This window comes from Cobetia sp. AM6, assembly GCF_009617955.1.
GTDB classification, from domain to species: domain Bacteria; phylum Pseudomonadota; class Gammaproteobacteria; order Pseudomonadales; family Halomonadaceae; genus Cobetia; species Cobetia amphilecti.
On record NZ_AP021868.1, the window covers coordinates 3,048,791 to 3,072,618 of the forward strand.

General features: G+C 61.1%; 20 protein-coding genes. 8 read left to right on the top strand and 12 right to left on the bottom strand.

Annotated elements, in window-relative coordinates:
* Positions 1 to 168 precede the first annotated feature (168 nt).
* The 4 genes from CLAM6_RS12815 (at position 169) to CLAM6_RS12830 (ending at position 4,194) form a co-directional block, all read left to right on the top strand.
* The gene (locus tag CLAM6_RS12815) at positions 169 to 1,395 is read left to right on the top strand and encodes a TRAP transporter substrate-binding protein (RefSeq protein ID WP_172978708.1); all 1,227 of its coding nucleotides are present in this window, start codon (positions 169 to 171) and stop codon (positions 1,393 to 1,395) included.
* Positions 1,395 to 1,976, top strand: a complete 582-nt coding sequence (locus CLAM6_RS12820; RefSeq protein WP_082388272.1) for a TRAP transporter small permease — start codon at positions 1,395 to 1,397, stop codon at positions 1,974 to 1,976. Before CLAM6_RS12815 ends, CLAM6_RS12820 begins: the two co-directional genes overlap by 1 nt.
* A 10-nt stretch (positions 1,977 to 1,986) precedes the next feature.
* On the top strand, positions 1,987 to 3,264 hold the full coding sequence (locus CLAM6_RS12825) for a TRAP transporter large permease (protein WP_054555518.1): 1,278 nt from the start codon (positions 1,987 to 1,989) through the stop codon (positions 3,262 to 3,264).
* A 171-nt stretch (positions 3,265 to 3,435) separates the two neighbouring features.
* Positions 3,436 to 4,194 carry an IclR family transcriptional regulator gene (locus CLAM6_RS12830; RefSeq protein WP_043331346.1) on the top strand — a complete coding sequence of 253 codons (759 nt, stop codon included), beginning with the start codon at positions 3,436 to 3,438 and terminating at the stop codon, positions 4,192 to 4,194.
* 205 nt (positions 4,195 to 4,399) lie between these two features.
* Here CLAM6_RS12830 and CLAM6_RS12835 read toward each other — a convergent pair whose 3' ends face one another.
* The 4 genes from CLAM6_RS12835 to CLAM6_RS12850 all read right to left on the bottom strand — a co-directional run bounded on the left by CLAM6_RS12835 (position 4,400) and on the right by CLAM6_RS12850 (position 8,138).
* Positions 4,400 to 4,876, bottom strand: coding sequence for a universal stress protein (locus tag CLAM6_RS12835; RefSeq protein WP_043331347.1), 477 nt, complete (start codon positions 4,874 to 4,876; stop codon positions 4,400 to 4,402).
* A 45-nt stretch (positions 4,877 to 4,921) separates the two neighbouring features.
* Positions 4,922 to 6,265: a TRAP transporter large permease gene (locus tag CLAM6_RS12840; protein ID WP_197738683.1), complete on the bottom strand. Its 1,344-nt coding sequence runs from the start codon at positions 6,263 to 6,265 to the stop codon at positions 4,922 to 4,924.
* A complete protein-coding gene (locus CLAM6_RS12845; protein WP_153636309.1) occupies positions 6,262 to 6,885 on the bottom strand; it encodes a TRAP transporter small permease in 624 nt (207 codons plus the stop codon). The genes CLAM6_RS12840 and CLAM6_RS12845 overlap by 4 nt, the downstream gene beginning before the upstream one ends.
* Before the next feature lie 161 nt (positions 6,886 to 7,046).
* Complete coding sequence (locus CLAM6_RS12850; protein ID WP_242007673.1) at positions 7,047 to 8,138, bottom strand: TRAP transporter substrate-binding protein; 1,092 nt, start codon at positions 8,136 to 8,138, stop codon at positions 7,047 to 7,049.
* 487 nt (positions 8,139 to 8,625) lie between these two features.
* Here CLAM6_RS12850 and pdxR point away from each other — a divergent pair, with 487 nt between their 5' ends.
* Entirely contained in the window at positions 8,626 to 10,245 is a 1,620-nt protein-coding gene (pdxR, locus tag CLAM6_RS12855) for a MocR-like pyridoxine biosynthesis transcription factor PdxR (protein WP_153636310.1), read from the top strand.
* A gap of 225 nt (positions 10,246 to 10,470) precedes the next feature.
* On the opposite strand, the gene CLAM6_RS12860 is transcribed toward pdxR, so the two are convergent.
* The 3 genes from CLAM6_RS12860 to thiO form a co-directional block, all read right to left on the bottom strand.
* Positions 10,471 to 11,934: an NAD(P)/FAD-dependent oxidoreductase gene (locus CLAM6_RS12860; protein ID WP_197738684.1), complete on the bottom strand. Its 1,464-nt coding sequence runs from the start codon at positions 11,932 to 11,934 to the stop codon at positions 10,471 to 10,473.
* Between the two features lie 116 nt (positions 11,935 to 12,050).
* Positions 12,051 to 12,437 (bottom strand): nuclear transport factor 2 family protein, encoded by a 387-nt coding sequence (locus CLAM6_RS12865; protein ID WP_153636311.1) that lies wholly within the window; start codon positions 12,435 to 12,437, stop codon positions 12,051 to 12,053.
* 263 nt (positions 12,438 to 12,700) lie between these two features.
* Positions 12,701 to 13,840, bottom strand: a complete 1,140-nt coding sequence (gene thiO / locus CLAM6_RS12870) for a glycine oxidase ThiO (RefSeq protein WP_153636312.1) — start codon at positions 13,838 to 13,840, stop codon at positions 12,701 to 12,703.
* A 171-nt stretch (positions 13,841 to 14,011) separates the two neighbouring features.
* Here thiO and CLAM6_RS12875 point away from each other — a divergent pair, with 171 nt between their 5' ends.
* Positions 14,012 to 15,112 (top strand): AAA family ATPase, encoded by a 1,101-nt coding sequence (locus CLAM6_RS12875; RefSeq protein WP_242007674.1) that lies wholly within the window; start codon positions 14,012 to 14,014, stop codon positions 15,110 to 15,112.
* On the top strand, positions 15,109 to 16,860 hold the full coding sequence (locus CLAM6_RS12880; RefSeq protein WP_153636313.1) for a cobaltochelatase CobT-related protein: 1,752 nt from the start codon (positions 15,109 to 15,111) through the stop codon (positions 16,858 to 16,860). Before CLAM6_RS12875 ends, CLAM6_RS12880 begins: the two co-directional genes overlap by 4 nt.
* 72 nt (positions 16,861 to 16,932) lie before the next feature.
* On the opposite strand, the gene CLAM6_RS12885 is transcribed toward CLAM6_RS12880, so the two are convergent.
* From CLAM6_RS12885 to xsc, 5 genes are all read right to left on the bottom strand, one after another.
* A complete protein-coding gene (locus CLAM6_RS12885) occupies positions 16,933 to 17,211 on the bottom strand; it encodes a YecA family protein (protein ID WP_153636314.1) in 279 nt (92 codons plus the stop codon).
* Between the two features lie 179 nt (positions 17,212 to 17,390).
* Positions 17,391 to 18,407 (bottom strand): IS481 family transposase, encoded by a 1,017-nt coding sequence (locus CLAM6_RS12890; protein WP_153636315.1) that lies wholly within the window; start codon positions 18,405 to 18,407, stop codon positions 17,391 to 17,393.
* Positions 18,408 to 18,449: 42 nt separating this feature from the next.
* Positions 18,450 to 19,517 (bottom strand): hypothetical protein, encoded by a 1,068-nt coding sequence (locus CLAM6_RS12895; protein ID WP_153636316.1) that lies wholly within the window; start codon positions 19,515 to 19,517, stop codon positions 18,450 to 18,452.
* A gap of 159 nt (positions 19,518 to 19,676) precedes the next feature.
* Entirely contained in the window at positions 19,677 to 20,696 is a 1,020-nt protein-coding gene (pta, locus tag CLAM6_RS12900; protein ID WP_153636317.1) for a phosphate acetyltransferase, read from the bottom strand.
* Between the two features lie 164 nt (positions 20,697 to 20,860).
* Complete coding sequence (xsc, locus tag CLAM6_RS12905; protein ID WP_235506947.1) at positions 20,861 to 22,681, bottom strand: sulfoacetaldehyde acetyltransferase; 1,821 nt, start codon at positions 22,679 to 22,681, stop codon at positions 20,861 to 20,863.
* A gap of 253 nt (positions 22,682 to 22,934) precedes the next feature.
* Between xsc and CLAM6_RS12910 the strand changes: the two genes are divergently transcribed.
* Positions 22,935 to 23,786, top strand: a complete 852-nt coding sequence (locus CLAM6_RS12910) for an IclR family transcriptional regulator (RefSeq protein WP_153636318.1) — start codon at positions 22,935 to 22,937, stop codon at positions 23,784 to 23,786.
* The last annotated feature ends 42 nt before the right edge of the window (positions 23,787 to 23,828 follow it).

Consider the following 23,828-nt stretch of genomic DNA (forward strand, 5'->3'; position numbering starts at 1 on the left):
TGGCTAAAGAAGTGATCAACGAACGACTTGCCAGACAAGCAGCGGAAGCAAGCCCCGCACTGCAAGACCCATAACAACGCCAACACAGGGCGAGTGATACGACATCACTTCCCGGCCGCCAGGCCTGCATCCCACCACAAAAGCAAACACAATACCGGGAGCACTACCATGCCATCGCCACTCAGCAAGCTGTCACGCCGTGACTTCCTCGACATCTCGGGTCGCTTCGGTCTGACCTCGACCCTGCTGGCCGCCACCGGCCTCGGCGCAGGTCTCACCGCGTCCACGCTGGCGCGCGCCGCCGACCAGGAGCAGCAGAAACGCTACAAGACAGCGCCCAAGTTCCAGCTGCGCTTCGGTGCCTCGGGCTTCAATGAGCGCAATCTCGATATCCAGAAATCCGGTCAGCTGTTCTTCGCGCGTGACCTGGAAGAGCGCACCAACGGCGCCATCCGCGTCGAGTTCATGGGCAGCAACGAGGTCTGCAACCAGCTGGACTGCGTCGGCAAGACCCAGCAGGGCATCGTCGATATCTACTCGGCCTCCACCCAGAATTCCTCGGGCAGCGCGCCGTATCTGAACGTGCTCGATTTCGCCTACCTGTTCCCCACCGTCGCCTCGATGTTCCACTTCTTCTATCACAAGAAGAGTGAGCAGCTGCTGCGCGAACCGCTGCGCCAGCGCCACAACCTGCAGTTCCTGTTCACCCACTGTGACCTGCGCGGCATCATGCTCGGCCTCAAGTGGCAGGACAAACCGCTGGTCACCAGCATCGATGATCTCAAGGGCACCAAGAATCGCGTCACCGGCACCCAGATGGGACGCATCGCGATGGAGCAGCTGGGCCTGAACCCGGTGCCGGTCGCCTGGGAAGAGACCCTCGATGGCCTGCGTCAGGGCCTGCTGGATGGCGCCGAGACCTGGATGAGCGCCGTGGCCTACGCCGGCATGGCACCGGTGGTGTCCCAGGCGGTCGACCTGCGCTTCTTCGCCGGCACCGAACACACCGGCATGAGCCTGCCCAAGTTCGACAGCCTCGGTTCCGAGTTGCAGGACCAGGTGATGGAGTCCGCCTACTGCGCGCAGATCTTCACCCAGGGCATGAACGAGGCCGGGCGCTTCGAGATCGTCGGTGCCACCGAGCACCCCGCCGCCGGCACCGTCTTCGCCGAGAACAACGTGCGCGTGGCGCCGCTGTCGGACGCCGAACGCTCACGCGCCGAGCAGATGTGCTCGCCGGAATTCAATCCCGAGCCGTGGGAGCAGTGGCGTGAACGCCTCAACAAGTGGTCCGGCGGTCTCGACATCTATCAGGAAATCCATGATGTCGCGCGCGAGATTCCGCGTGATGTCGCCGCCGTCAACGTCAAGCCGCAGCGCTGGTGGAGGGGGTAATGGGCGATACCACCATTTTCAGCCAACCAACCAAGAAACCTGCCCTCAAGAAGGCCGCGCCCTGGGCGCGTCCCTTCCTGTGGCTGGACGCCCATCTGGAACAGGTCGTCATCCTGATCGCCTATTCCGGCATGGCCGGCATCATCTTCGTCGAAGTCATCCGGCGCTTCTTCTTCGGCCTGCAGGCCCCCTGGAGCACCAGCATTCCCGTGCTGCTGTTTCTGTGGCTGACCTGGTTCGGCGCCTCGCTCAACGTCAAGAAGCGCACCCACCTGAGCCTCAACGAGATACGCATGAAGCTGCCGCGCGGCGGCCAGTTCGCCTGCCTGATCCTCGATGCCGTGCTGTGGATCGGCTTCGGGCTGATGGTGATCTACTTCACCACCACCCAGGTGACGCTGGCCTATGACAACTACGCCATCGTGCCGGGCACCGACAATGTCATGCAGTGGTGGTTCTACCTCGCCACGCCGCTGGCGTGGGTGATGATCATCTATCGCGTACTGCAGAACCTCTACGCCGACTGGGCGCGCTATCGCCGCGGCGATTCCTTCAACCTGCAACCGTCCATCATGGACTGAGGAGGTCAGCATGACAGACGGTATCTGGATCTCCCTGATCACGGCGGGCGTGACCGCCTTCTTCCTGCTCGGCGTGCCCATCTTCCTCGTCATCGGCCTGTGGGTGGTCGGCACCAGTCTGGTGATCGACTTCACGCTGGCCAATGTCGGCGTCACCCTCTTCCAGGGGCTGAGCTTCTTCGGCCTGCTGGCGTTGCCACTGTTCATCCTCACGGGGGACCTGATCAACGCGGCGGGCATCGCCAAGCGACTCTCCGACTTCGCCTACTCGACGCTGAGCTGGATGCGCGGCGGGATGGGCATGTCGACCCTCGGCGCCTGTGGCCTGTTCGCGGCGATTTCCGGCTCCAACGCCGGCACCACCGCCACCATCGGTTCGATCATGCAGCCCGAGATGGTCAAGAACGGCTATGACGAACGCTTCGCCGCCGCCACGGCGGCCTCCGGCGGCACCGTGGGCATCATCATTCCGCCCAGCATCATCTTCATCGTCTACGGCTTCATGATGAACCTGTCGATCAGTGACCTGTTCATCGCCGGCATGGTGCCGGGCGCCCTGATGGTGGTCGCGATGATGGGGGCCTGCTATCTGGTGGCGCGCAAGAATGGCTGGGGCCAGCTGCAGCCCTTCAAGGCCGGGGTCAGTGCCAGGCTGGCGCGCAAGGCCTATCTGGGCTTCGCGACCATCGGCGTGGTGGTCTACGGCATCTACTCGGGCAAGTTCTCACCGACCGAAGCCGCCGCCATCACCGTGGGCTTCACCATGATCGCGGGGCTGTTGATCACCCGCGAGATCAGCCTCAGGAAGCTGCCGACCATCATGCTGCGCTCGGGTCAGATCGCCGGCATGCTGGCACCGCTGATCGCCATCTCGGTGGTCATGCAGCAGCTGCTGTCGGTGTTGGGTGCCGGACAGGCGCTGAGCGAGATGCTCAGCGGCATCGACAACTACTACCTGACGCTGGGCACCTGCATGCTGATCATCCTGCTGGCGGGCATGATTCTGGAAAGCCTGCCGGTGACGATCATCCTGGCGCCGATTCTCGCGCCCATCGCCCAGCAGGCCGGGGTCGACCCGATCCACTTCTCGGTCATCTTCCTGGTCGGTGCCGCCATCGGCTTCGTCACGCCACCCTTCGGGCTCAACCTGTATGTGGCCAGCAGCATCACCGGCATTTCCTACGTCCGACTGGTCAAGTACGTGATCCCCTACTTCATCGCGCTGATCGCCTGCTGGCTGGCCATCTGCCTGGTGCCTTCCCTTTCCCTGTTCCTGGTAAACCTGTAACACTAGCCTCATCGACAGCCCCGCGAGGGGCTGTCTTCGTCTCATCAGGGCAGCCTTCGCCAAGGAGTCCGCTGCCGTGATGAATCGATGCACTGACGCCTTGCCACCCTGCCCCTGTCGGCCCCGGTCATCCCGAGTGACATGCGCCTGACAGCAGGATGAGGACACTAGATGAGCAAAGACACGCCCACCAATTCGACGCTCTTTCGCGCACTCGGCCTGCTGGAAGAAATCGTCACCACCCAGCACGCCGTCAGCGCTGCCGACCTCGAGAAGCGCTTCGACATCCCCAAGCCGACTGTCCATCGCCTGCTCAAGCAGCTGGAAGAACAGCAGCTGATCAGCCGTGATCTGGATGGCCGTCACCTGCTGCCCGGCCCGCGCTTTCGGCGCATGTCGCTGGGCGCACTGGCCAATGAGGGCCTCAAGGTGCCGCGCCGTGTCCTGCTGGAACGGCTGGCGAAGGAAGTCGGCGAGACCTGCAACCTGACGCTGCTCGATGGCCACGAGGTGATGTATTACGACCGCGTGGAAACCAACTGGCCAGTGCGCATCCAGCTGGCGCCCGGTTCACGCCTGCCGCTGCACTGCACCGCGAGCGGCAAGCTGTTTCTGGCGCTGATGCCGCTGCATCGTCGCCGCGCCCTGCTCGCCCATCTGGCGCTCGAGGCACACACGCCCTGCACCCTGACCTCGCGTGCCACGCTGGAAGAGGCGCTCGACACCGTGGCGCGCAACCAGCTGAGTACCGATGATGAGGAGTTCATCCAGGGCATGGTCGCCATCGCGGTGCCGGTCTTCGATGAGGTCGGCCAGATCCAGGCGACATTGGCGATCCACGCGCCGCGCCTGCGCCACTCCATCGACTCCCTGCTGGAGTGGGCGCCGCTGATGCGCCAGATCGCCACTGAGCTGGAAGGCACGCTCTGAGGCGCGCGCCTTGAGCACACATGACTTCTGAGGCGATCCCGTCCAGCCCCGGGTGACACCTGAGCCGCGCGGAAGATGGGCCATGATCCAAAACGCTCGCCTCCGCAGACAGTGATTGTGTGCGGAGGCGAGCTTTTTTCAGCGAGCTTTTTTCATCTGCCAACTTGCTGAGTACCGCTATCCCTCAAGCGTTTCTCTCCTGCGGTCAGGGCGTCGGTACCACCACCACCGGAATGCTGGCGCGCTTGATCACCCCCTTGGTGACCTTGCCCGCATAGGAGGCCACGAAGCCGCGCTTGTTGGTGGCCATGATGATCATGTCGCAATCATGGCGCGTGGCGTAGCGGATGATCTCCGAGGCCGGATAGCCCTCCACCACATTCAGTCCGGCGATCACCGGGCGCGGGTCGCCGTTGTCATGGGTGCTCCAGAAGTCCTCCAGCATCTTTTCCAGGCTCTCCTTGGCCTGATCGAGCCGCTGCTGCATCAGGCCCTCCAGCGTCGGCTTGTGACGGATATTGACCTTGAGTGTGTTCATCACGTCATCCGACAATGACTTGACGGTATGCAGCACATGCAGCTCGGCGCCGGTCGCGCCTGCCAACCACACCGAGCGCGCCAGTACCCGCTCACAGTCTCCGCGCAGGCCTACACAACACAGAATTCGTTTGACTGCCGGCATCGTCCTTCTCCTCGTTCATTGCAGGGCTAGCGTTCAGATGGCGCTTCAGTACCCCATCACCCTGGGTAGCCACAGCGAGATTTCAGGCACATAGGCGATCAGGAAGATGGCCGCCACCGAGCCCGCCGCGAACGGCAATGCCTTCAAGGAAATCTCCTCTATGGAGGCGCCGCCTATCCCCGAGGCCACGAAGAGGTTCTCCCCCAATGGCGGCGTCTGGAAGCCGATGGCCAAGGCGCAGACCACCACGATGCCGACGTGCACCGGGTCCATGCCCAGCATGTACATGATCGGCAGCAGCACCGGGGTGAGAATCATGATCGCGGCCAGCGTCTCCATGAACATGCCGACGAACAGCAGGAAGAAGATGATCATCGCCCAGATCAGGTAGAGGTTGTCGGTCATCGCCAGCATGCCCTCGGCGATATGCGCCGGCACGCGTTGCTCGACCAGCAGCCGCCCGAAGACCGTCGCCGTGAACAGGATCAGCAGCACGCGACCGGTGATCCAGGTGGTGGTTTCCAGGGTGCGCAGCGTCGGCTTCCACTTGAGTTCCTTGTGCAGGAAGATGCCGACGATCAGGGTGTAGACGATGGCGACGATGGCGGATTCGGTCGGCGTGAAGAGGCCGCTGTAGATGCCGCCCAGGATGATGAAGGGCGCCAGCATCGACCAGACGCCCTTCTTCAAGGTGGCGCGAATATGGGGCCACGACCAGCTGTTGGTCAGCCCGCGATAGCCGCGTTTCTTCGAGATCACGTAGTTGATCATCAGCAGGAAGCCGGCGATCACCACGCCGGGCATGACGCCGGCGATGAACAGTTTCGGGATCGACAGGGTCTGGAAGTCACCGTGCATGGCCACCGCTTCAGGCGGCGGCTGCAGGCCCATGCCGGAAATCCCGAAGATCACCATCGGGATCGACGGCGGAATCACCACCCCCAGCCCACCGGAAGAGGCCGTGATCGCCGAGGCATAGCCACGGTCATAGCCGCGCTTGGCCATCGCCGGAATCATCAGCATGCCGACCGCTGCCGTGGTGGCCGGTCCCGAGCCGGAAATCGCACCGAAGAACATGCAGGCAAATACCGTGGCGGCGGCGAGTCCGCCCGTCACCGGCCCGGCGAAGGCCTCGGCGATATCGACCAGCCGTCGCGAGATGCCGGCGGCCTCCATCAGCGCCCCGGCCAGAATGAAGGCCGGCAAGGCCATCAGCGGGAAGGAGCCCACCGAGGTAAAGGCGATCTGCACGAACGCCATCGGGTTTTCATCGATGCTCAGATAGGTCGCCAGCGCCGCGACACCCAGCGAGACGGTGATCGGTGCACCCAGTACCAGCAGCAGGAAGAAGACGCCAAACAGGATGTAGATGATGGTGGAATCGATCATGACTTGCCGCCCTCCTGTCTATCACTGGGCTGTCCACCACTGACCTGTCCATCACTGGCCTGTGTGTCGCTGGCCTTTGGATCAATGGTCTGGCCGTCACCGCCCTGCTTCAATTCCTCCATTGCCTGGGAATCCGGGTCCACGATGTCTTCCTTGCGCACGAACTTGAGATAATTGGTCTGGATGATGCGCACCGTCATGGCGGTAAAGGCCAGCGGCAGAATCAGATAGAAGTACTTCATCGGCACACCCAGCGTCTGTGACTTCCAGAACAGATTCATCTTGTTGAACACGAAGTCGTAGCTGTAATAGATGAACACCGCATTGAAGGCGATCCAGATGATATCGGTCAGAACACCGCAGAGGGTTTCCACCCAACGCGGCAGGAATCGAAACTGGAAGGTCACGCGGTTATGCGCCGACATGCGTGTGGCGTAGACGGCCCCTAGATAGGCAAACCACACGAAGGCATAGGTCGCCAACTCGTCTCCCCAGGGAATCGAGTAGCTGAAAAGGTTACGCAGCATTATCTGCGTGAAGAGAATGATGACGAACACCACCAGCAGGAACTGGCAGAGATAGTTCTCGATATTATCCAGAAACTTCAACAATACCCGCATGGATACACATCCCCCGACATCGCCAGCGATGACCACTTGACGCCACGTTTCCCCTGCCAGCGATCACATGTCGACGACATGCTCCTGGCATGCTCATGACAGGTGCCGGCAGGCAGGGGAATCCGGGCGGGCCTTGAAAGCCTCAGCCGTTCAGGAGGTCATCAGGGCGCGGTGGACGGATCACGTCCGAGGGTCTCGAGCACCTCGACCAGCTTGTCGCGGCCGCCGATGCTGTCATAGAAGTCCGGCCAGATGCTGGAGGCCTTGGCGATCCATTCCTTCTCGTCATTGGCGGGCTGGGTGATGGTCATGCCGTGCTCTTCCACCAGTGATTTCTTGATGGAATCCTCGGTGGCCAGCAGATAGTCGTAGCTGTGCGACGTCGCCTCTTCACCGGCCGCCAGCACCAGTTGCTGGTTCTCTTCGCTGAGGCTCTGGAAGGTGCCTTCCCCCATGATCAGCGGTTCCATCGAGAACACGTAACAGCTGTCGGTGACGTGGTTCTGCACCTCATAGAACTTCATGGCATCGATGGTGATGTAGGGATTGTCCTGGCCATCGACGACACCCTGTTGCAGGGCGGTGAAGGTCTCGGACCACGCCAGCGGGTTGGGGTTGACGCCCCAGGACTGGTAGGAGGAGATCATGATCTCGTTCTTGGGCACGCGAATGACCATGCCTTCCAGGTCTTCCGGTGAGGCGACCGCCTGCTTGGAATTGGTCAGACGACGACAGCCGGAATAGGCCCAGCCCAGAATGCGGATACCGGAATCGCGCAGGGTGTTCTCGCGCAGCTCATCGCCGATCTTGCCTTGCGTCAGCGCCTTGGCATCGTCCGGGCCGTGGATGACATACGGCAGGGTCAGCACGCCGACGGTCGGCGAGAATGGCGTCAGGTTGTTGATCGCCACCACGGACAGGTCAACGAGCCCCATGCTGGCGTTGTTGACGGTATCCTGCTCGCTGCCCAGCTGGCCGTTGGGGAACAGGTCCACCTTGATGTCGCCGCCGGATTTCTCTTCCACCAGGCTTGCGAAGGTCTTGCCCAGTTCATACTGGGTACCGCCGGCCGCATCGCCGAGGGCCATCTTCCAGGTCGCGGCATTGGCGCCGGCGGCCATGCTCAGGCTCGCGGCAGCCACCGCGACGGCCAGCGAGGATTTGAAGGCACTGGTGCGAGATACACTGGTGCGAGATACGCCAGTGCGAGTCAGCAAGCGGAGGTCTGAAAGGGTCTGTGTCGAGTCGATCATCTTGTCTGTCCCGTCGTTATTGTTGTTGCGGGCTCCTGACGGCTGCGCGTGATAGCGAGCGGGGTACTGCACCTCATATCGTCAATGACCTGGCGTCTGCACCACTATCCTGCAGCGCCTCATGTCATTCACGATTGCCATCACCTGCTCATCTACAGCCCCAGGAAAGGGAGTGTGAAGTCGCGTCGTGCTTGAACTGTGCTTTCGTTGTACCTGCCAGATCACTTTCTCCCCGTGCGCCATTCCTCGATAGAACCAGTCCGTCGGCATCGATGGGGCCAGTCCCGGCTGGCTATTGCTCTCCCGACAGGGGTCTGCCTCAATGAAGCCGTACCGGTGGCTGCCACCTCAGGGCAAGCAGTGTCACACGCGCCACTCACTGACGGCGCACCGCGGGGCAATCAGGTACAGAAAATGCATATAAAACGGACACTTCCGCTGGAAAGTCCTCGTGACGACACGCTCGCGAAAACAATAGAGAACACGCATGAGCCACCCGCTGTTTCACCTCGATTCCTCGCGCAAGGAAAGCCTGCAATTCCAGATTCGCGAGCAGATTTCCCAGGCGATTCTCGAAGGCCATCTGCCACGTGATGTCGCGCTGCCCTCCAGCCGCAAGCTGGCCCGCGAGCTGAATGTCGCGCGCAATACCGTGATGCTGGCCTATGAGCAGCTGCTGGAAGACGGCTTTCTGATCGCCCGCGAGCGCAGCGGTTACTTCATCAATCCCGAGATTCTCAAGGGTCGCGCCGACACGCCGGTGCGCCTCAATGACATCGAGGCCGACAGCCTTGACTGGGATGAGCGGCTGGCCTTCAAGCCCTCTGTGCAGCGCGCCATCGAGAAGCCCGGCGACTGGCACCAGTACGACTACCCCTTTCTCTATGGCCAGCTGGACCCGGAATTCTTCCCCACCCAGCACTGGCGCGAATGCAGCCGCGACTCGATGAGCGTGCCGTCGATTCGCAGCTGGTCGGTGGACCACCTCAACAATGACGACCCGCTGCTGATCGAGCAGATCCACCAGCGGTTGCTGCCCCGCCGCGGCGTCTGGGCAAGCCCGGAGGAAATCCTGATCACGGTGGGCACCCAGCAGGCGCTGTGGATCAGCTGCATGCTGCTGCTCAAGCAGGGCCAGCGCTTCGCGATGGAGAACCCCGGCTACGTCGACATGTACAACATCGCCAGCACCTTCACCGATGACATCCAGCTGCTGCCCATCGACGACAAGGGCATGCAGCCGCTGGAATCGCTCAAGGACTGCCGCCTGGTATATGTCACGCCCAGCCACCAGTCGCCGACGACCATCACCCTGCCGCTGGAGCGCCGCCGCCAGCTGCTGGACATGGCCGAGACCGGCAACTTCCTGATCATCGAGGACGACTACGAGAGCGAGAGCAACTACGCCGACAACCCGACACCCGCGCTCAAGAGCCTCGACCGCCACAAGCGCGTCATCTATGTCGGCAGCCTCTCCAAGACCCTCGCCCCCGGTCTGCGTCTGGGCTACATGGTCGCGCACCCGACCCTGATTCGAGAGGCCCGCGCCCTGCGCCGCCTGATGCTGCGCCATCCGCCGACCAACAATCAGCGTGCGGTGGGACTCTTCATCGCGCGCGGCTATCACGACAGCCTGATCAATCAGATGCACCAGGTGATGCAGCGTCGCTTCCTGCTGATGCGTGACGCCATCCAGCGCCATCTACCGATGATGAGCACGCCGGCCACCTACGGCGGCTCCTGCTTCTGGATGCACGGCCCGAAGAGCCTGAATGCCCACCGCCTGGCCGCCCTCGCCCGTGAGCAGAGCATCCTGATCGAGGTCGGTGACCTGCACTTCTTCTGCGATCGCAGCAGCCACCGCCACTACTTCCGGCTTGGCTTCTCGGCGATTCCGGAATCACGCATCGAAGCCGGCATCCTCAAGCTGGCCGCGCAGGTGCCGCTGGCGATGGAGGAGGCGCCGTCAGTTGCAGGCGCAGAGACAGAAGCACCGGAGATGGACGCAACGAAGACGGACGCACCGGAAACACAAGCACAGCCGTTACCCCCTCAGCCCGCCCTGCCCACTCCCCACGGCGCATCACGTCAACAGCGCGCCAGCTAGCCTGATCCTTGCGAGGAGATGAGAGGCGAGGAGATGAAAGGCAAGGAGAAAAAAGGCGAGGCGAGCCGCCGTATCGGCCATGGCTGAGGCAAACCCTGCCCATTCCCAAGCAACGATAACTCGCAATGATTATCCTATGGATAACAAAGATGCTCCCTCACTGATCATGAAGCGCGATCAATACGGGAGCATCCGGGTCATCGTGGCATCAGTGCCAAGTCACACCTATTGCGCTTCATCCTTCATCGCGTACCAGCGATACAGGCAACGCTGACCGGTGCGACGGAACGGCGCAAACAGTGGGGATTCGACCTTGTTGAGCACATTGGGATACGGCAGGCGTGACTGGAAGATCGGCAGCACCAGATCCGCCGCGTCCCTGGCGATCCACTGAGCGAGGCGCTTGCCCGCCTGGGCGGAATACATCACGCCGTTGCCGCCATAGCCCATGGCGTAATAGATGCTCTGCTTGGGGTCCGGCTGATGGATGCGCGGCATCATGTCGTGGCTGACATCCACCCAGCCCCACCAGGAGTAATCGACCTCGATGCCGCTCAGCGCGGGGAACTTGCGGTGCATGTCGGCGATCAGCAGCTGCTCGTATTGCGCCTTGGGCGCATCACGCCCCGAGACGGCACTGCGGCTGCCGATCTGCAGGCGGTTGTCCGGCAGCAGGCGATAGTAGTGGCGCAGCACGCGGGTGTCGGTGAGCACCTGATGGGTATGGAAGCGGGTCGCCTCGATTTCCTGCGCCGTCAGCGGGCGCGTCACCAGCGAGTTGGAGAGCACCGGCATCAGGCGCTTGTCGAGCTCCGGATGCAGCTTGCCGGAGGTGTAGCCGCCAGTCGCCATGCCCACCGAGCGCGCCTTGACCACGCCACCCGGCGTCGTCAGATAGTGCACGCCATCGCGGGTCTCCCAGCTCTCCACCGGGCTTGCCGGGTGCACCTTGACGCCCAGGCGGCGCGCCTTGCGCAGATAGCCGAAGGCCAACTTGCCCGGGTGCACGCCGATGCCTTCCGGCTCGTGCATCGCACCGCAGGCCTCTTCATCACCGACCCACTCATTGCGCACCGTGGCGCCATCGATGATGCGGGCATCGTAGTTGAAGGTCTCGCGCAACAGGCGCGCTTCCTTCTCCAGCCCCGGCATCATGCGCTCGCGGTGGGCGATGTACAGATGGCCGCCCGGCTGCGGATCGCAGTCGATGTCCTTGATCAGCTCCTTGAAATTCTCCATGCCCTCGACGCACTCGCGGTGCAGGCCGTGGGCGGCCTCGAGCCCGTAACGCTCGATCCACTGCGAACGCTTGAGGCGACCGGTGGCACACTGCGCCTGACCGCCATTGCGGGTCGAACAGCCCCAGCTGACCCGATTGGCCTCCAGCACGGTGGCCTTGATGCCGTACTTCTCGGCCAGCACGATGGCGGCGGTCAGCCCCGTGAAGCCGGAGCCGACGATCACCACATCGGCGTCGATATCGCCCATCACCGGGCCATCGTCTGCCGGCGGCTCACCGGCGGTGGCGACCCAGTAGGTCGGCGCGTAGTCGCGCCCTTCGCCGGGGGTGGCACTCACCAGCGGGTCGTAGGCCGGGTCATACGGCCGCGAGGCCTGAGTGGCCGGACGCTGCTCTGATTCGTTGCCCATGTCCGACGGCCGGGCGCCGTGCTGCACGATAGTTTCCATCTCGAACACCTCCTCTCACCCGCGGGGCGCACGCCATGACCTGACGCCATGACGTGCTGCCCCCGAGGCAAAGACAGCTTCAGAAACCTCTTCCCTGGTCGGTGCGCCGCTGGCGCTCAGACGTTGACGGGCGGACGGTTCTTGCGGAAGGCGTTCTTGATCGCGATCTTGCCGTCTCGCAGCGTGAAGGCGTCGATCATGCGCGCTTCGCTGCGCGCGCCATCGGCGGTGGTGCCGGTATAGGTGCTGATGACGAAGCCACGCTCGCCATCGGCGAAGATTTCCGTGTCGATCCACTGGGCATCCGGCGCGTTCTGCCAGGCGGCGGAGAGGCCCGCACGCACGGCGTCCTGACCGGCGAAGGTCTTGCCTTCGAGTTCCGGCCCGGCGATGGCGAGGAATTCGCAGTCATCGGTCATCATCGACAGGCAGTCGTCGATGTCGTGACGGTTGAGGGCGTCGCAGAAGGCGGTCAGCAGTTCGATGGTGGCTTGGTGAGTCATGGGTCGGGCTCCGCAGTCTTGTTGTTGGGCTTGTTGTTGAGCTTTTGGCTGAGCTTGTTGTTGAGCTGATGAGCGGCAGCAAGCGCTGCGCCATGACCCGAGACTACGCCGACACTCGCACCGCCCTTTAGCACCAGTTGGCAGCCACCGATTGGGCCAGTCGGCACCAAGGGGGCTGCCCTGGCGCCAACTGGTCCCATCGCGCCGCGCTGATGCGGTACCAAGGCCGTCCAATCGCCAACCAAGCGCCGCCCTGGGGAGAGTCAGCCTGCGAGGGCCGTGGGCGCTGCCACGCCCGGTGGCATGAAGGCCTCCGCTGACATGAAGCTCTCGCGCCCGAGCAGGATGTCGCTGAGCAGGCGCGTGGCGGCGGGCGCCAGCACCAGGCCATTGCGATAGTGACCGGCATTCACGTAGAGGCCATCAAGCCCCGGCACCGCGCCGATGAAGGGCGTGCCATCCGGCGTACCCGGACGCAGGCCGGCCCAGTGATGCTCCGGCACCAGCTCACCCAGCGCCGGCAGAATGCTCGCGGCGCTGGCATGCAGCGACTCGCGTGCCTGCGCGGTGGTGGACTTGTCGAAATCCTGATGCTCCAGGGTCGAGCCGATCAGAATCCGCCCATCGGCGCGCGGAATCACGTAGCGACCATCGCACAGCACCACCCGCGACAGCAGCGGCTCATCCACACTGCAAAGCCCCGCCGCCACCGGATTGAAGACCATCATCTGGCCCTTCACCGGGCGCACCGGCAGCAGCACGCCGGCGGCCGCCAGCAACTTGCCACTCCAGGCGCCGCCACACACCACGACGTTGTCTGCGCTGACGGTCTCATCAACAAGCCGGACGCCCGTGACACGCGACGGCGTGGCAAGCACCAGCTGCGTGACCTCACAGTCTTCACGCACCCGGATACGCGGATGCGCCAGCAGACGCGCACGCAGCGCCTGACCGAGTCGCGGATTGCGGATGCTGCCGAGCGTCGGCATCCACAGCGCCTGCTGATGGCCGCTGACCAGATGCGGCTCGCGCGCATAGAGCGCCTCACGCTCGATCACCTCCAGCGGCTTGTGCTGGGTGCGCGCCCAGTCCAGCGCCAGCGCCTCATCCTCGACCCGCAGATAGATCAGGCCCTTCTGGCGGTATTCGGGGTCGATGCCGGTGGCGTCCTTGAGCGCCTCGGCAAGCCTGGGGTACTCGCCTTCTGACCAGCGTGACAGTGACGAGATGGCGCTCGAATAGCGCCACGGATACAGCGGCGAGACGATGCCGCCACCGGCCCACGATGCCTCGCGTCCGCACTGGCCGCGCTCCAGCAGCGTGACCGTCTGGCCGGCCTCGGCCAGCTGCCACGCCATCATCATGCCCATCACGCCGCCACCAATGATCAGGGTATCGCTCATCTGCCTTGCTCCTGCGGGGAATGAATAATCACAAATCTCATATTTCGATACGATTTGCATTATTTTTAGAAACAAAGCTATATTCACAGCATTGCCGCCGCCCGGTTTGCCTGTCTCCCCGCGACAGGTCCACCGGGCAGCCACCAACAAGAATGACGAGGGAGACACCCCGTGAGCGACGCCACCTTGACGCCTTCCAGCAGTGATACAAGCTCTGCCAGTAGCGATGCAGGCCCCGCCGCCTCTGCCGAGCAGCCGCTGCCCGCCGGTCAGTTGCAGCCCACTGAGCTGCGCGGCGTGCGCGAGCTGTTCGGCATCGACAGTGACCTCAAGGTGCCGGTATTTGTGGAGCGCGACGCCCACGTGCCGGAAATCGATCACGCCTATCGCTTCAATCCCGATGTCACCCTCGCCATCCTCGCCGGCTTCACCAACAACCGCCGCGTGATGGTTCAGGGCCTGCACGGCACCGGCAAATCGACCCATATCGAGCAGATCGCCGCGCGTCTCAACTGGCCGTGCCTGCGCGTCAATCTCGATGGCCATGTCAGCCGGCTGGACCTGGTCGGCAAGGACGCCATCGTGATTCGCGACGGCGTGCAGGTCACCGAATTCCAGGAGGGCATCGTGCCCTGGTCGCTGACCCGCCCCATCGCGCTGATCTTCGATGAGTACGATGCCGGCCGTCCGGACGTGATGTTCGTCATCCAGCGCATTCTGGAGCGTGACGGCCACTTCACGCTGCTGGATCAGAACCGCGTGATTCGCCCGCATCCGCAATTCCGGTTGTTCGCCACCGCCAATACCGTCGGGCTTGGCAATCAGGATGGGCTCTATCACGGCACCCAGCTGCTCAACCATGCGCAGATCGACCGCTGGAACATCGTCGCCAAGCTGGATTACCTGCCGCGTGAGGAAGAGGTGAAGATCGTGCTGGCGCGTGTGCCCGCCAAGGACAACGAGCGTGGCCGCGCCCTGATTCGCGCGATGGTCGCGGTGGCCGACCTCACCCGCAAGGGCTTCGCCAATGGCGACCTGTCGAGCCTGATGTCGCCGCGTACCGTGATCACCTGGGCGGAGAACTGCGAGATCTTCCGCAATCCGGCGCTGGCCTTCCGTCTCTCCTACCTCAACAAGTGCGATGAGCATGAGCGCCCGCTGGTCGCCGAGTTCTATCAGCGCTGTTTCGCCAAGGAGCTGGAGGAATCCGCGGCGCTAATGGAGAGCGACCTGATGGATGAACAGGACAGCGACAAGGGAGCCCGGGCATGAGTGCGGCCCAGCAGGTACGCCGTCGTCAGCAGTATCTCGAGGAGCTTTCGGCGGCGAGTCTCGGGGCACTCAGCGGTCAGGCCGGCTGGGCCTATCGGGGGCGGCGTCTGAGTCGGCATGCTCAGGCGCTGCCATTGCGCACGCCGCATCTGCGCCTTGAGGAAGATGACTGCACGCTCGACAACTATCGCGCGGTCAGCGATGCCATCGCGCTGCGCCTGCTCCACACCGACGAGGCGCTGCATCTGGCGGCGCGTCCGGCGTTGCCGGAAACCCGCCTGATCTATGACCTGCTGGAGCAGCTGCGCGTCGAGGCGCTGGTCGACCCTGACATGCCCGGCGTGAAGGAGAATCTGGCGCGGCGCTTCACCGACTGGTGCCTGGCCTTCTATCACGCGGGCCTGACCGAGACGAGCAGCGGCATCCTCATCTACAGCGTCATCCAGTCGTGCTGGTCGCGCCTGATGGCCTGTGCGGTGATCCACGAGACGGAGGATTACATCGAGACGACGCGCGCCTCCTTCTATCAGGCGCTGGGCGCTGACATGGCGGGGCTGAGACGCACGCGTTTCGATCAGGCGGCCTATCAGCAGCATGCGCTGAACATCAGCCTGTGGCTGGAGCAGGAACTGGCCGAATCACTGGAGGAGCAGGACGGCGAGAAGGATGACGAGTCAGAGGCCAGTCAGCGCTTCGCGCTGTTTCTGGAAAACGAGGATGAGGAAGCGAGTCTGCTCGAGGAGCAGGCGGCGTCGCAGCTGCCGAGTCATCGGCGTGGCGCACCGGAGGAATTGCTGCCCTATCAGGTGTTCACCACGGCCTATGACCGCGAGCTGGAACCGGCCAGGCGCATGCGCGCTGCCCTGCTCGATGAGTATCGTCAGGCGCTGGATACGCGTCTGGCGGAGCAGAAGATCAACGTGCGGCGCCTGGCACGTCAGCTGGCGCGCCATTTCAGCTCGCCGCAGCGTGAGGGCTGGCACTTCGGGGAGGAGGAAGGAATCATCGATGGGCGGCGGCTGAGTCAGGTGATTTCCTCGCCGGCCGAGCGGCGGGTCTTCCAGCGCGAGCGCTGGGTGCCCGAGGCCAGTGCGCAGGTCAGCTTCCTGATCGACTGCTCCGGTTCGATGAAGGTGCATGGCGAGGCGGTGGCGATGCTGATCGAGATACTCACCCGCGCGCTCGACATGGCCGGTGTGCCCACCGAGGTGCTCGGCTTCACCACTGGCGCCTGGAATGGCGGCCGCGCCCTGAAGGACTGGCGACGCGCCGGCAAGCCCGCGCGTCCGGGCCGCCTGAATGAAGTGCAGTATCTGGTCTTCAAGCCCGCCTCACTGGCGTGGCGACGTGCACGCCGCAACTTCGGCGCCCTGCTCAAGGCTGATCTCTACCGCGAAGGCGTGGATGGCGAAGCCGTGCAATGGGCCTGCTCACGACTCGCGGACAACACTCCTGCCGACGAAGGCGCGCGCCGTCTGCTGGTCGTCATCTCCGATGGCAGCCCCTGTGACAGCGCCACCAACATGGCCAATGATGAACAGTACCTCGACAGCCACCTCAAGCAGGTTGTCGCGCAACAGACCCGCTCCGGCCGCCAGGCCATCCTCGGCCTCGGCGTCGGGCTGGACCTCAGCGCCTACTACCCCAACCAGCTGATCATCGATCTTGAACGCACCCTCGACAACGCCCTCGCCGATGAAATCGTCTATCACATGGCGCTAGCGTGCCGGCATCAGGGGATAAACTAATGGGAAACATAATTAACAAGCTATAAGTTATATGAGAAAAGTGTTGCTGTTTAACCACGGCATTCATCTAAATCATATGCCACAGCACTTCTTGACTTTCAAACCACTACCACATGGGCAAAGATGATTTCGTGCGCTACCTTTTAATTTCTTACTTACTTTTACTTCTCGCGCCTCAGGAAATTCATTTGAAGTTCTATTAAATATCTCTCTAGAGGCAAGCAGACCATCTTCCACATATCTATCGTGTAACTTCTCTGCTTCATTATAGAAATCGGCATCTAGCTCATTTACTTTGAGAGAAACAAAATCTTGCCCTTCACCAAAAAAAATCTCTAGTGAGCTTAGCATTATTCTCACGAGTTTTAAAACCTATACCATATATTCTACTAACCCCTCTATTGAGATACAAATTAATAGCACAATAGCCTCCTAGCAACTCTCGTCTTAATCTTCTATATCTGTTGTCTGCTGCAAACATATCGGGAAGTGCAAAAAAAGATATGCCTTGGTTGAGTCATATGGATCTATCATGAGCCTAGTACCACGCTTTGATGGTACATGTCGGGTTCCGTCTGATTGACTATAGCTTGCGTAAACAGCTCAGGTCGTTCGACCTGCCACTCCTTCATTGCTGCTATAGGCGCTTTGTGGTGTAGTGCCTTCTGAGGAATGTGGTGGTTATAGAGCCAGCAATAACGCTCGAGTGTCTGTTCTAAATCCTCACTTGAGTCATAACGCCGAGTCGCCAGAACATCGCTGATACGCCCATTGAAGCGCTCCACCATCCCGTTCGTTTGGGGTCTGCCTGGCCTGATCAATCGATGCTCAATACCATGGTTCTGACATTCCTGATCGAAAAGATGATTTCCACTGGGCTTACGTTCGCCACCCACGGTGAAGCGATCGGTAAAGGATTTACCATTGTCCGTGAGCACGGTTCGAATCGTGAAGGGAGCCTCCTCTTCCACACGCTTCATGAACGCCTGGGCGTCCTTTGCAGATTGACTTGATCTGACCTCCAGATACACCCACCGAGTGGCACGATCAATCGCGACGTAGAGATAACGCTTCTGATCTTCGTCAGGCATTTGGGGCAGGTGCTTGATATCAATGTGCACATACCCGGGCTCATAATCCTTGAAAGGCCGATGCTTGGGCTTCTCGTCCTCCTTCGCATCTTGACGCGCCAGCTTGGCGAGAGTCGGTACATCACGTCGTTTGAGCATGCGCTGAAGCGCGGAACGCGACAGATTGGGGTTCAGGAATTCCCGAGCAACGACAAGTAGATCATCGAGCCCCAAGCGAAGCAGTTCACGAGCGGCAATGACGATCTCTTCCTGTTCTGAGGTCAGAGTCGCGAGTAGGTTATGACGTGTGTGGGAGCGATCCAGGACATCATCACGATAGCGCCAGCGCTGTATAGTTGAGACGCTGACCCCGAACTGACGAGCGAGATCTTTGTTCGTCATGCTCGAAGGAGCTGCTTGGATGTCGGCACGGATTTTCGGTGTCGTCGTCGCTTGCTTATGCAGCTTGATGTCCATGAAGCTTTTCCTGAATCAATTGCTTGATGAGCTCACGAGAGGCTAACAAAGGATAGCTTCGTTGTGAAATCCGATCATCCGGCACCCTACAGGTACAGCCTTATAATAAAACTCCAAAAAAGTTTCCGCTAACATTCGCCTCTCAAATCTATTGCTTCTAGCTAACTCTCGAATACCCTCCTCAGCTTCACTATGACTTATGAAATTAGTATACTCAGCACTATTGTTAAGTATATGATAAGTAAAAGCCTCAATCATATCGTCCCAGAAATAACTTACTTTATTCTCTGAAGACTTATATCTAAAAGAATAAGTATCGTAAAGATTAGAAATACCTTCACCGTCTATAACTACACAATCACTATTAAGCATTTCATTGGTGACTATGGCTCTCTCATTGGTAGCTTCATTGAAGCTATTGTAATAGAGATTAATAATGCTAGATTCTGAGTTAACTCTTACTCTCCCATTTAAGGAGAGCAATGCTTCTCTCTGCCCTAAATAATGAATAAAATCTTTTGTGGTATCGAATTCTTTAAGCACTAATCCTATCGTATATTCATTAAAAACATGTATAAAGTGCTCCTGTTCGACCTCCCCAACACAAAAAGGTATGGCTTTTTCCTTACTCCATGTATCGTTACCTTTAAGAGAACTATCAAACATAAATGAAGAGTCAACATTAAAGCTACTAATGATTTCTTCGACACCATGACAAACTACTATATGATGGAAAACCACACCTTCACCAATAGGTATCTTTATAGGAATTTTATTTGTGCACAACTTATTAATATATATACGCTCAGGATATTTCTGCAACCACCTACGAGCACCATCTAACTGCTTTGCAGACTCACCTATAGCTTTCCTAGCCCACCTCGACCAAGCAATGTCAACATCTTTTTCGAGGTTGAATTTTATCTTTTTATCGCTAAACAAAATTATGTCATTATCAAAAACAACAATCAGATCACAAATTTCCTTACCATCACCATGCTTAGTAACGTCGCCTTGATCTCTAAATAAATTAGGCCAGCTCCAGAACTGCAAAAAAGAACGACCACCTAGTGAATTCAGATATTGCTCTTCTTTTGTGAATCCATTCATCACCATCTCCCATTAAACAAATAGCACTACCCTAAAGACACTTACTATAGATTAGAATGTGTATTTTATGCACTAAAGTCTTCATAAGATGATTTTCAGGCAGGCTTTCGCCTGCCCTATCCGCCGTGAGCGGCTAACAGAAGGAAAAGAAAGAGAAATTCAGTCTTGCGGGGTACGCTGCTGCGCCTGAACGACAGTCACCGCAATGACATTGAGGATGTCGGCGGTGGAGCAGCCGCGCGAGAGGTCGTTGGCGGGTTTGGAGAGGCCCTGGAGCAGCGGGCCGATGGCTTCTGCGCCGCCGATGCGTTCGGCGAGCTTGTAGCCGATATTGCCGGCTTCCAGATTGGGGAACACCAGCACGTTGGAGGTGCCTTTGACGCGTGAGGTGGGCAGCTTGCGCTCGGCGATTTCCGCCACGATGGCGGCGTCGAGCTGCACGTCTTCATCGATGGCGATATCTGGGCGTTGCTCGCGTACCCGATGCGCGGCCTGCACCACCTTGTCCACCGAGGCGTGATGCGCGCTGCCATTGGTGGAGAACGACAGCATCGCCACCCGCGGGTCTTCCCCGAGCAGAGCCTGGGCGCTGTCGGCGGCGGCCAGTGCGATCTGCGACAGCTCCTCGGCGTCGGGGTCGATCACCAGCCCGCAGTCCGAGAAGATCATGCCGCCCTTCAGATTGTGGAACGGCTTGCACAACATCATCAGAAAGAAGCTGGAGACCAGCTTGCTGCCCGGCGCCAGCCCCAGCAGTTGAATGGCGGTGCGCACCACATCGGCAGTGGTGAGCACCGCGCCGGCCACCGAGCCATCCGCCAGCCCTTCGCGCACCAGCATGTTGGCGAACGTCAGCGGATCACGAATCTTCTCGGCGGCCTGCTCCGCCGTCATGCCCTTGGCCGCGCGATGCGCGTGCAGCGCCTCGGCAAGCCTGGCGGTGTGCTCGGAGGTGGCGGGGTCGATCAGCTCGAGCCGTGCCAACGCCTGATCCTCAAGCCCGGCTTCCCTGGCGGTGGCGGCGATGACGACGGGGTCACCGACCACCATCACCTGCGCCAGGCCCTGCTCCGCCGCGCTCACCGCCGCTTGCACCACCCGCATGTCCTGCCCTTCGCAGAGCACGATACGGCGCGGGTCTGCCTTGGCCCGCGCCAGAATGTTGTTGAGTGCCTTCATGTCTGTCTCCTCGCTGCCCTTGCAGGCAGCCGACACATCCAAAAAGCCCCGGACATCTGAAATGGCCGGGGCAAGGGAGAGTTCCAGTCCTGCTTGCGCGTCGCGCTACACCCGCTTCATCGCGCTGCCATCCATGACCTGCACAGCGCGATCAGTGATGGGCGTTACACGTAATCCTGATACTTCTCGAGCAGACGCACCGGCTTCTTGAGGGCGTCGCGGCGGAACGGGTCGCCCAGTTCGCGAGTACACATCACCTCGATGACGCAGGTCTTGCCTTCGTTCATCTGCATGTCGATGGCCTTCTTGAGGGCCGGGCCCACGTCTTCCAGACGGTCGACGGTGATGCCTTCGGCACCCATGGAGCGCGCGATCTCGGCGAAGCTTTCGTTGTCCAGCTCACCGGCGACGAAGCGACGGTTGTAGAACTCGACCTGGTTCTTCTTCTCGGCCCCCCACTGACGGTTGTGGAAGACGACGGCCGTGACCGGAATGTCGTGACGCACGGCGGTCATGATTTCCATCAGGCTCATGCCCCAGGCGCCGTCACCGGCGTAGGCGATGGCCGGACGTTCCGGCGCGGCAGTCTTGGCACCCATGATGGTCGGCAGCGCGTAGCCGCAGTTGCCGAAGCTCATCGGGGCGAAGAAGCTGCGCGGACGATCGAAGCGCAGGTAGCTGTGAGCCACGGAATTGATGTTGCCGATGTCGGTGGAGACCATGACATCTTCCGGCATGGCCTTTTCCAGCTCGCGCAGTACCTGACGCGGGTGCAGGTATTCGCCGCCGGAGAACGGCTTCTCGTCCTTGGCTTCTTCGATGGCGTCGAGGCTGAAGGCGTCCTTCTCGTGGGTCCAGGCATCCAGCTCGGCTTCCCAGGCGGCCTTCTCTTCACGAATCTGGGTCAGACGCGAATCCTTGGAGGCATCGCATTCCAGATTGCGACCGGACAGGCGCTCGGTCAGGGCGATGGCCGCTTCACGCGCATCGCCGCAGATGCCGACGGAGATCTTCTTCACCAGGCCCAGCATCTTGTGGTCGGCGTCGATCTGGATGATCTTCGCGTCCTTCGGCCAGTAGTCCATGCCGTGCTGCGGCAGGGTACCGAACGGCCCGAGGCGTGTGCCCAGCGCGATGACGACATCGGCCTGGGAGATCAGCTTCATGCCCGCCTTGGAACCCTGATAACCGAGCGGACCACACCACAGCGGGTGGCTGGCCGGGAAGGAATCGTTGTGCTGGTAGCTGTTGACCACCGGCGCGCCGAGACGCTCTGCCAGTGCCTTGCACTCCTCGACGCCATCGGCCATCACCACACCACCACCGGAAACGATGACCGGGAACTTGGCGCTGGCCAGCAGCTCGGCTGCCTCATCCAGACTCTTGCTGCCACCCGGGCCGCGGTCGACACGTGCCGGCAGCGGAATCTCGCATTCGATCTCGCCGTAGAAGTAGTCACGCGGAATGTTGAGCTGGGTCGGGCCCATCTCGGACATGGCGCGGTCGAAGCAGCGACCGGTGTATTCCGCCATGCGCGACGGGTGCGTCACGTGACCCTGGTACTTGGTGAATTCCTGGAACATCGGCAGCTGCTTGCATTCCTGGAAGCCGCCCAGGCCGATGCCGGTGGTGCCGGCTTCCGGCGTGACGATGACCACCGGGCTGTGCGCCCAGTAAGCGGCCGCGATGCCGGTGACGCAGTTGGAGATGCCCGGGCCGTTCTGGCCGATGACCATGCCGTGACGGCCGGAAACGCGAGCATAGCCGTCGGCCATGTGGGCAGCGCCCTGCTCGTGCACCACCGGAATGAGGCGAATGCCGGCCGGGGCGAAGATGTCCATCGCATCCATGAAGGCGGAGCCCATGATGCCGAACATGTCGGTGACGCCATTGGCGACCATGGTTTCCACGAAGGCCTCGGAAGGGGTCATCTTCTGCTTGCCCTGCACGACCTTGCGATTGTCTGCGCTGTCTTGAGTGCTCATGGCGTCTCCAACTCTAAATTTTATGTTTATTGATACATTTAGTTCCGATTACCGAAACATGTGACCAAAATTAGCCCCCGCCGCGCGGTCCGTCAAGCCCGATTTCGGAAAATGATCAAAAACACTCCTTTTTTAGAAACTTCTTCCGATGAATGGAGTACTGTTAAAGTAGGCACAGCAACGCAAGGCACTGACGGGCCGAGCGTTTCGGCGCCACACTGCCCAGCGCACGGATTGAAGGAGGGAATAGCCCATGAACAGTGCCACCCAGCCCCAGGCGAGCCTGCCGCGTGACCGCAAGGACGCTGACAGGGAGACCGGCAAGGAAGGCAGCAAGATAGAAGGCGATACGCCCGCCCAGCGTCTGCTGGCGCTGCTGGAAGTGATCGCCGCCAAGGACCAGTTCTTCACCCTGCAGGGACTGGTGGAAGAGACCAGCCTGCCCAAGCCGACGCTGCACCGCATGCTTCAGCAGCTGGAAGGCAGCGGCATGCTGCAGCGCGAGGCGGACAACCGCCATTACAGCAAGGGCAGCCGTCTGCGCCGTCTGGCGGAGAACCTGCTGCTCAACGACACCGTGCAGGGCGCACGCCACGGCGTGCTCAACCGGCTGATGGAAGAGGTCGGCGAGAGCTGCAACATCACGGCGCTGTCCGGCAGCGAGGTGCTGTATCTGGACCGCGTCGAGACCCAGGCCCCGCTGCGCTTCTATCTGCACCCCGGTTCCCGGGTGCCGGTGCATTGCTCCGCCAGCGGCAAGCTGTTTCTGGCCCAGATGCCGCCCGCCCAGCGCCGCCGCCTGCTGACCGGCACGCCGCTGAACGCGATGACGCGCAATACCCTGACCGACATCGAGTCCGTCGAGGCCGAGATCGAGCAGGTCCGCCAACAGGGCTTCGCGCTGGATGACGAGGAATTCCTGCCCGGCCTGGTGTGCATCGCGGTACTGGCACCCAATCCCGATGGGCCTTCCAACATCGGCGTGGCGATCCAGGCGCCGGTGATGCGCCAGTCGCGCGAGGACATGCTCAAGCATCTGCCGGCTCTCGAGCGCGCCGCGCGCGATATCGCCGCCATCCAGCGCGGTGCGATACCCTCCGCCTGAGGCCAGCGGGCTGGAGCTGGGACTGGGAAAGAAGAGCGACAG

Bases quoted from the DNA above. Each gene is read 5' to 3' on its own strand.
- CLAM6_RS12885 (WP_153636314.1), bottom strand. From the start codon at position 17,211: ATGCTAAGCTCACTAGAGATTTTTTTTGGTGAAGGGCAAGATTTTGTT.
- CLAM6_RS12825 (WP_054555518.1), top strand. From the start codon at position 1,987: ATGACAGACGGTATCTGGATCTCCCTGATCACGGCGGGCGTGACCGCC.
- pta (WP_153636317.1), bottom strand. From the start codon at position 20,696: ATGAAGGCACTCAACAACATTCTGGCGCGGGCCAAGGCAGACCCGCGC.
- CLAM6_RS12820 (WP_082388272.1), top strand. From the start codon at position 1,395: ATGGGCGATACCACCATTTTCAGCCAACCAACCAAGAAACCTGCCCTC.
- CLAM6_RS12835 (WP_043331347.1), bottom strand. From the start codon at position 4,876: ATGCCGGCAGTCAAACGAATTCTGTGTTGTGTAGGCCTGCGCGGAGAC.
- CLAM6_RS12910 (WP_153636318.1), top strand. From the start codon at position 22,935: ATGAACAGTGCCACCCAGCCCCAGGCGAGCCTGCCGCGTGACCGCAAG.
- CLAM6_RS12880 (WP_153636313.1), top strand. From the start codon at position 15,109: ATGAGTGCGGCCCAGCAGGTACGCCGTCGTCAGCAGTATCTCGAGGAG.
- CLAM6_RS12830 (WP_043331346.1), top strand. From the start codon at position 3,436: ATGAGCAAAGACACGCCCACCAATTCGACGCTCTTTCGCGCACTCGGC.
- CLAM6_RS12865 (WP_153636311.1), bottom strand. From the start codon at position 12,437: ATGACTCACCAAGCCACCATCGAACTGCTGACCGCCTTCTGCGACGCC.
- pdxR (WP_153636310.1), top strand. From the start codon at position 8,626: ATGAGCCACCCGCTGTTTCACCTCGATTCCTCGCGCAAGGAAAGCCTG.
- thiO (WP_153636312.1), bottom strand. From the start codon at position 13,840: ATGAGCGATACCCTGATCATTGGTGGCGGCGTGATGGGCATGATGATG.
- CLAM6_RS12845 (WP_153636309.1), bottom strand. From the start codon at position 6,885: ATGCGGGTATTGTTGAAGTTTCTGGATAATATCGAGAACTATCTCTGC.
- CLAM6_RS12840 (WP_197738683.1), bottom strand. From the start codon at position 6,265: ATGATCGATTCCACCATCATCTACATCCTGTTTGGCGTCTTCTTCCTG.
- CLAM6_RS12815 (WP_172978708.1), top strand. From the start codon at position 169: ATGCCATCGCCACTCAGCAAGCTGTCACGCCGTGACTTCCTCGACATC.
- CLAM6_RS12860 (WP_197738684.1), bottom strand. From the start codon at position 11,934: ATGGAAACTATCGTGCAGCACGGCGCCCGGCCGTCGGACATGGGCAAC.
- CLAM6_RS12890 (WP_153636315.1), bottom strand. From the start codon at position 18,407: ATGGACATCAAGCTGCATAAGCAAGCGACGACGACACCGAAAATCCGT.
- CLAM6_RS12895 (WP_153636316.1), bottom strand. From the start codon at position 19,517: ATGAATGGATTCACAAAAGAAGAGCAATATCTGAATTCACTAGGTGGT.
- CLAM6_RS12850 (WP_242007673.1), bottom strand. From the start codon at position 8,138: ATGATCGACTCGACACAGACCCTTTCAGACCTCCGCTTGCTGACTCGC.
- xsc (WP_235506947.1), bottom strand. From the start codon at position 22,681: ATGAGCACTCAAGACAGCGCAGACAATCGCAAGGTCGTGCAGGGCAAG.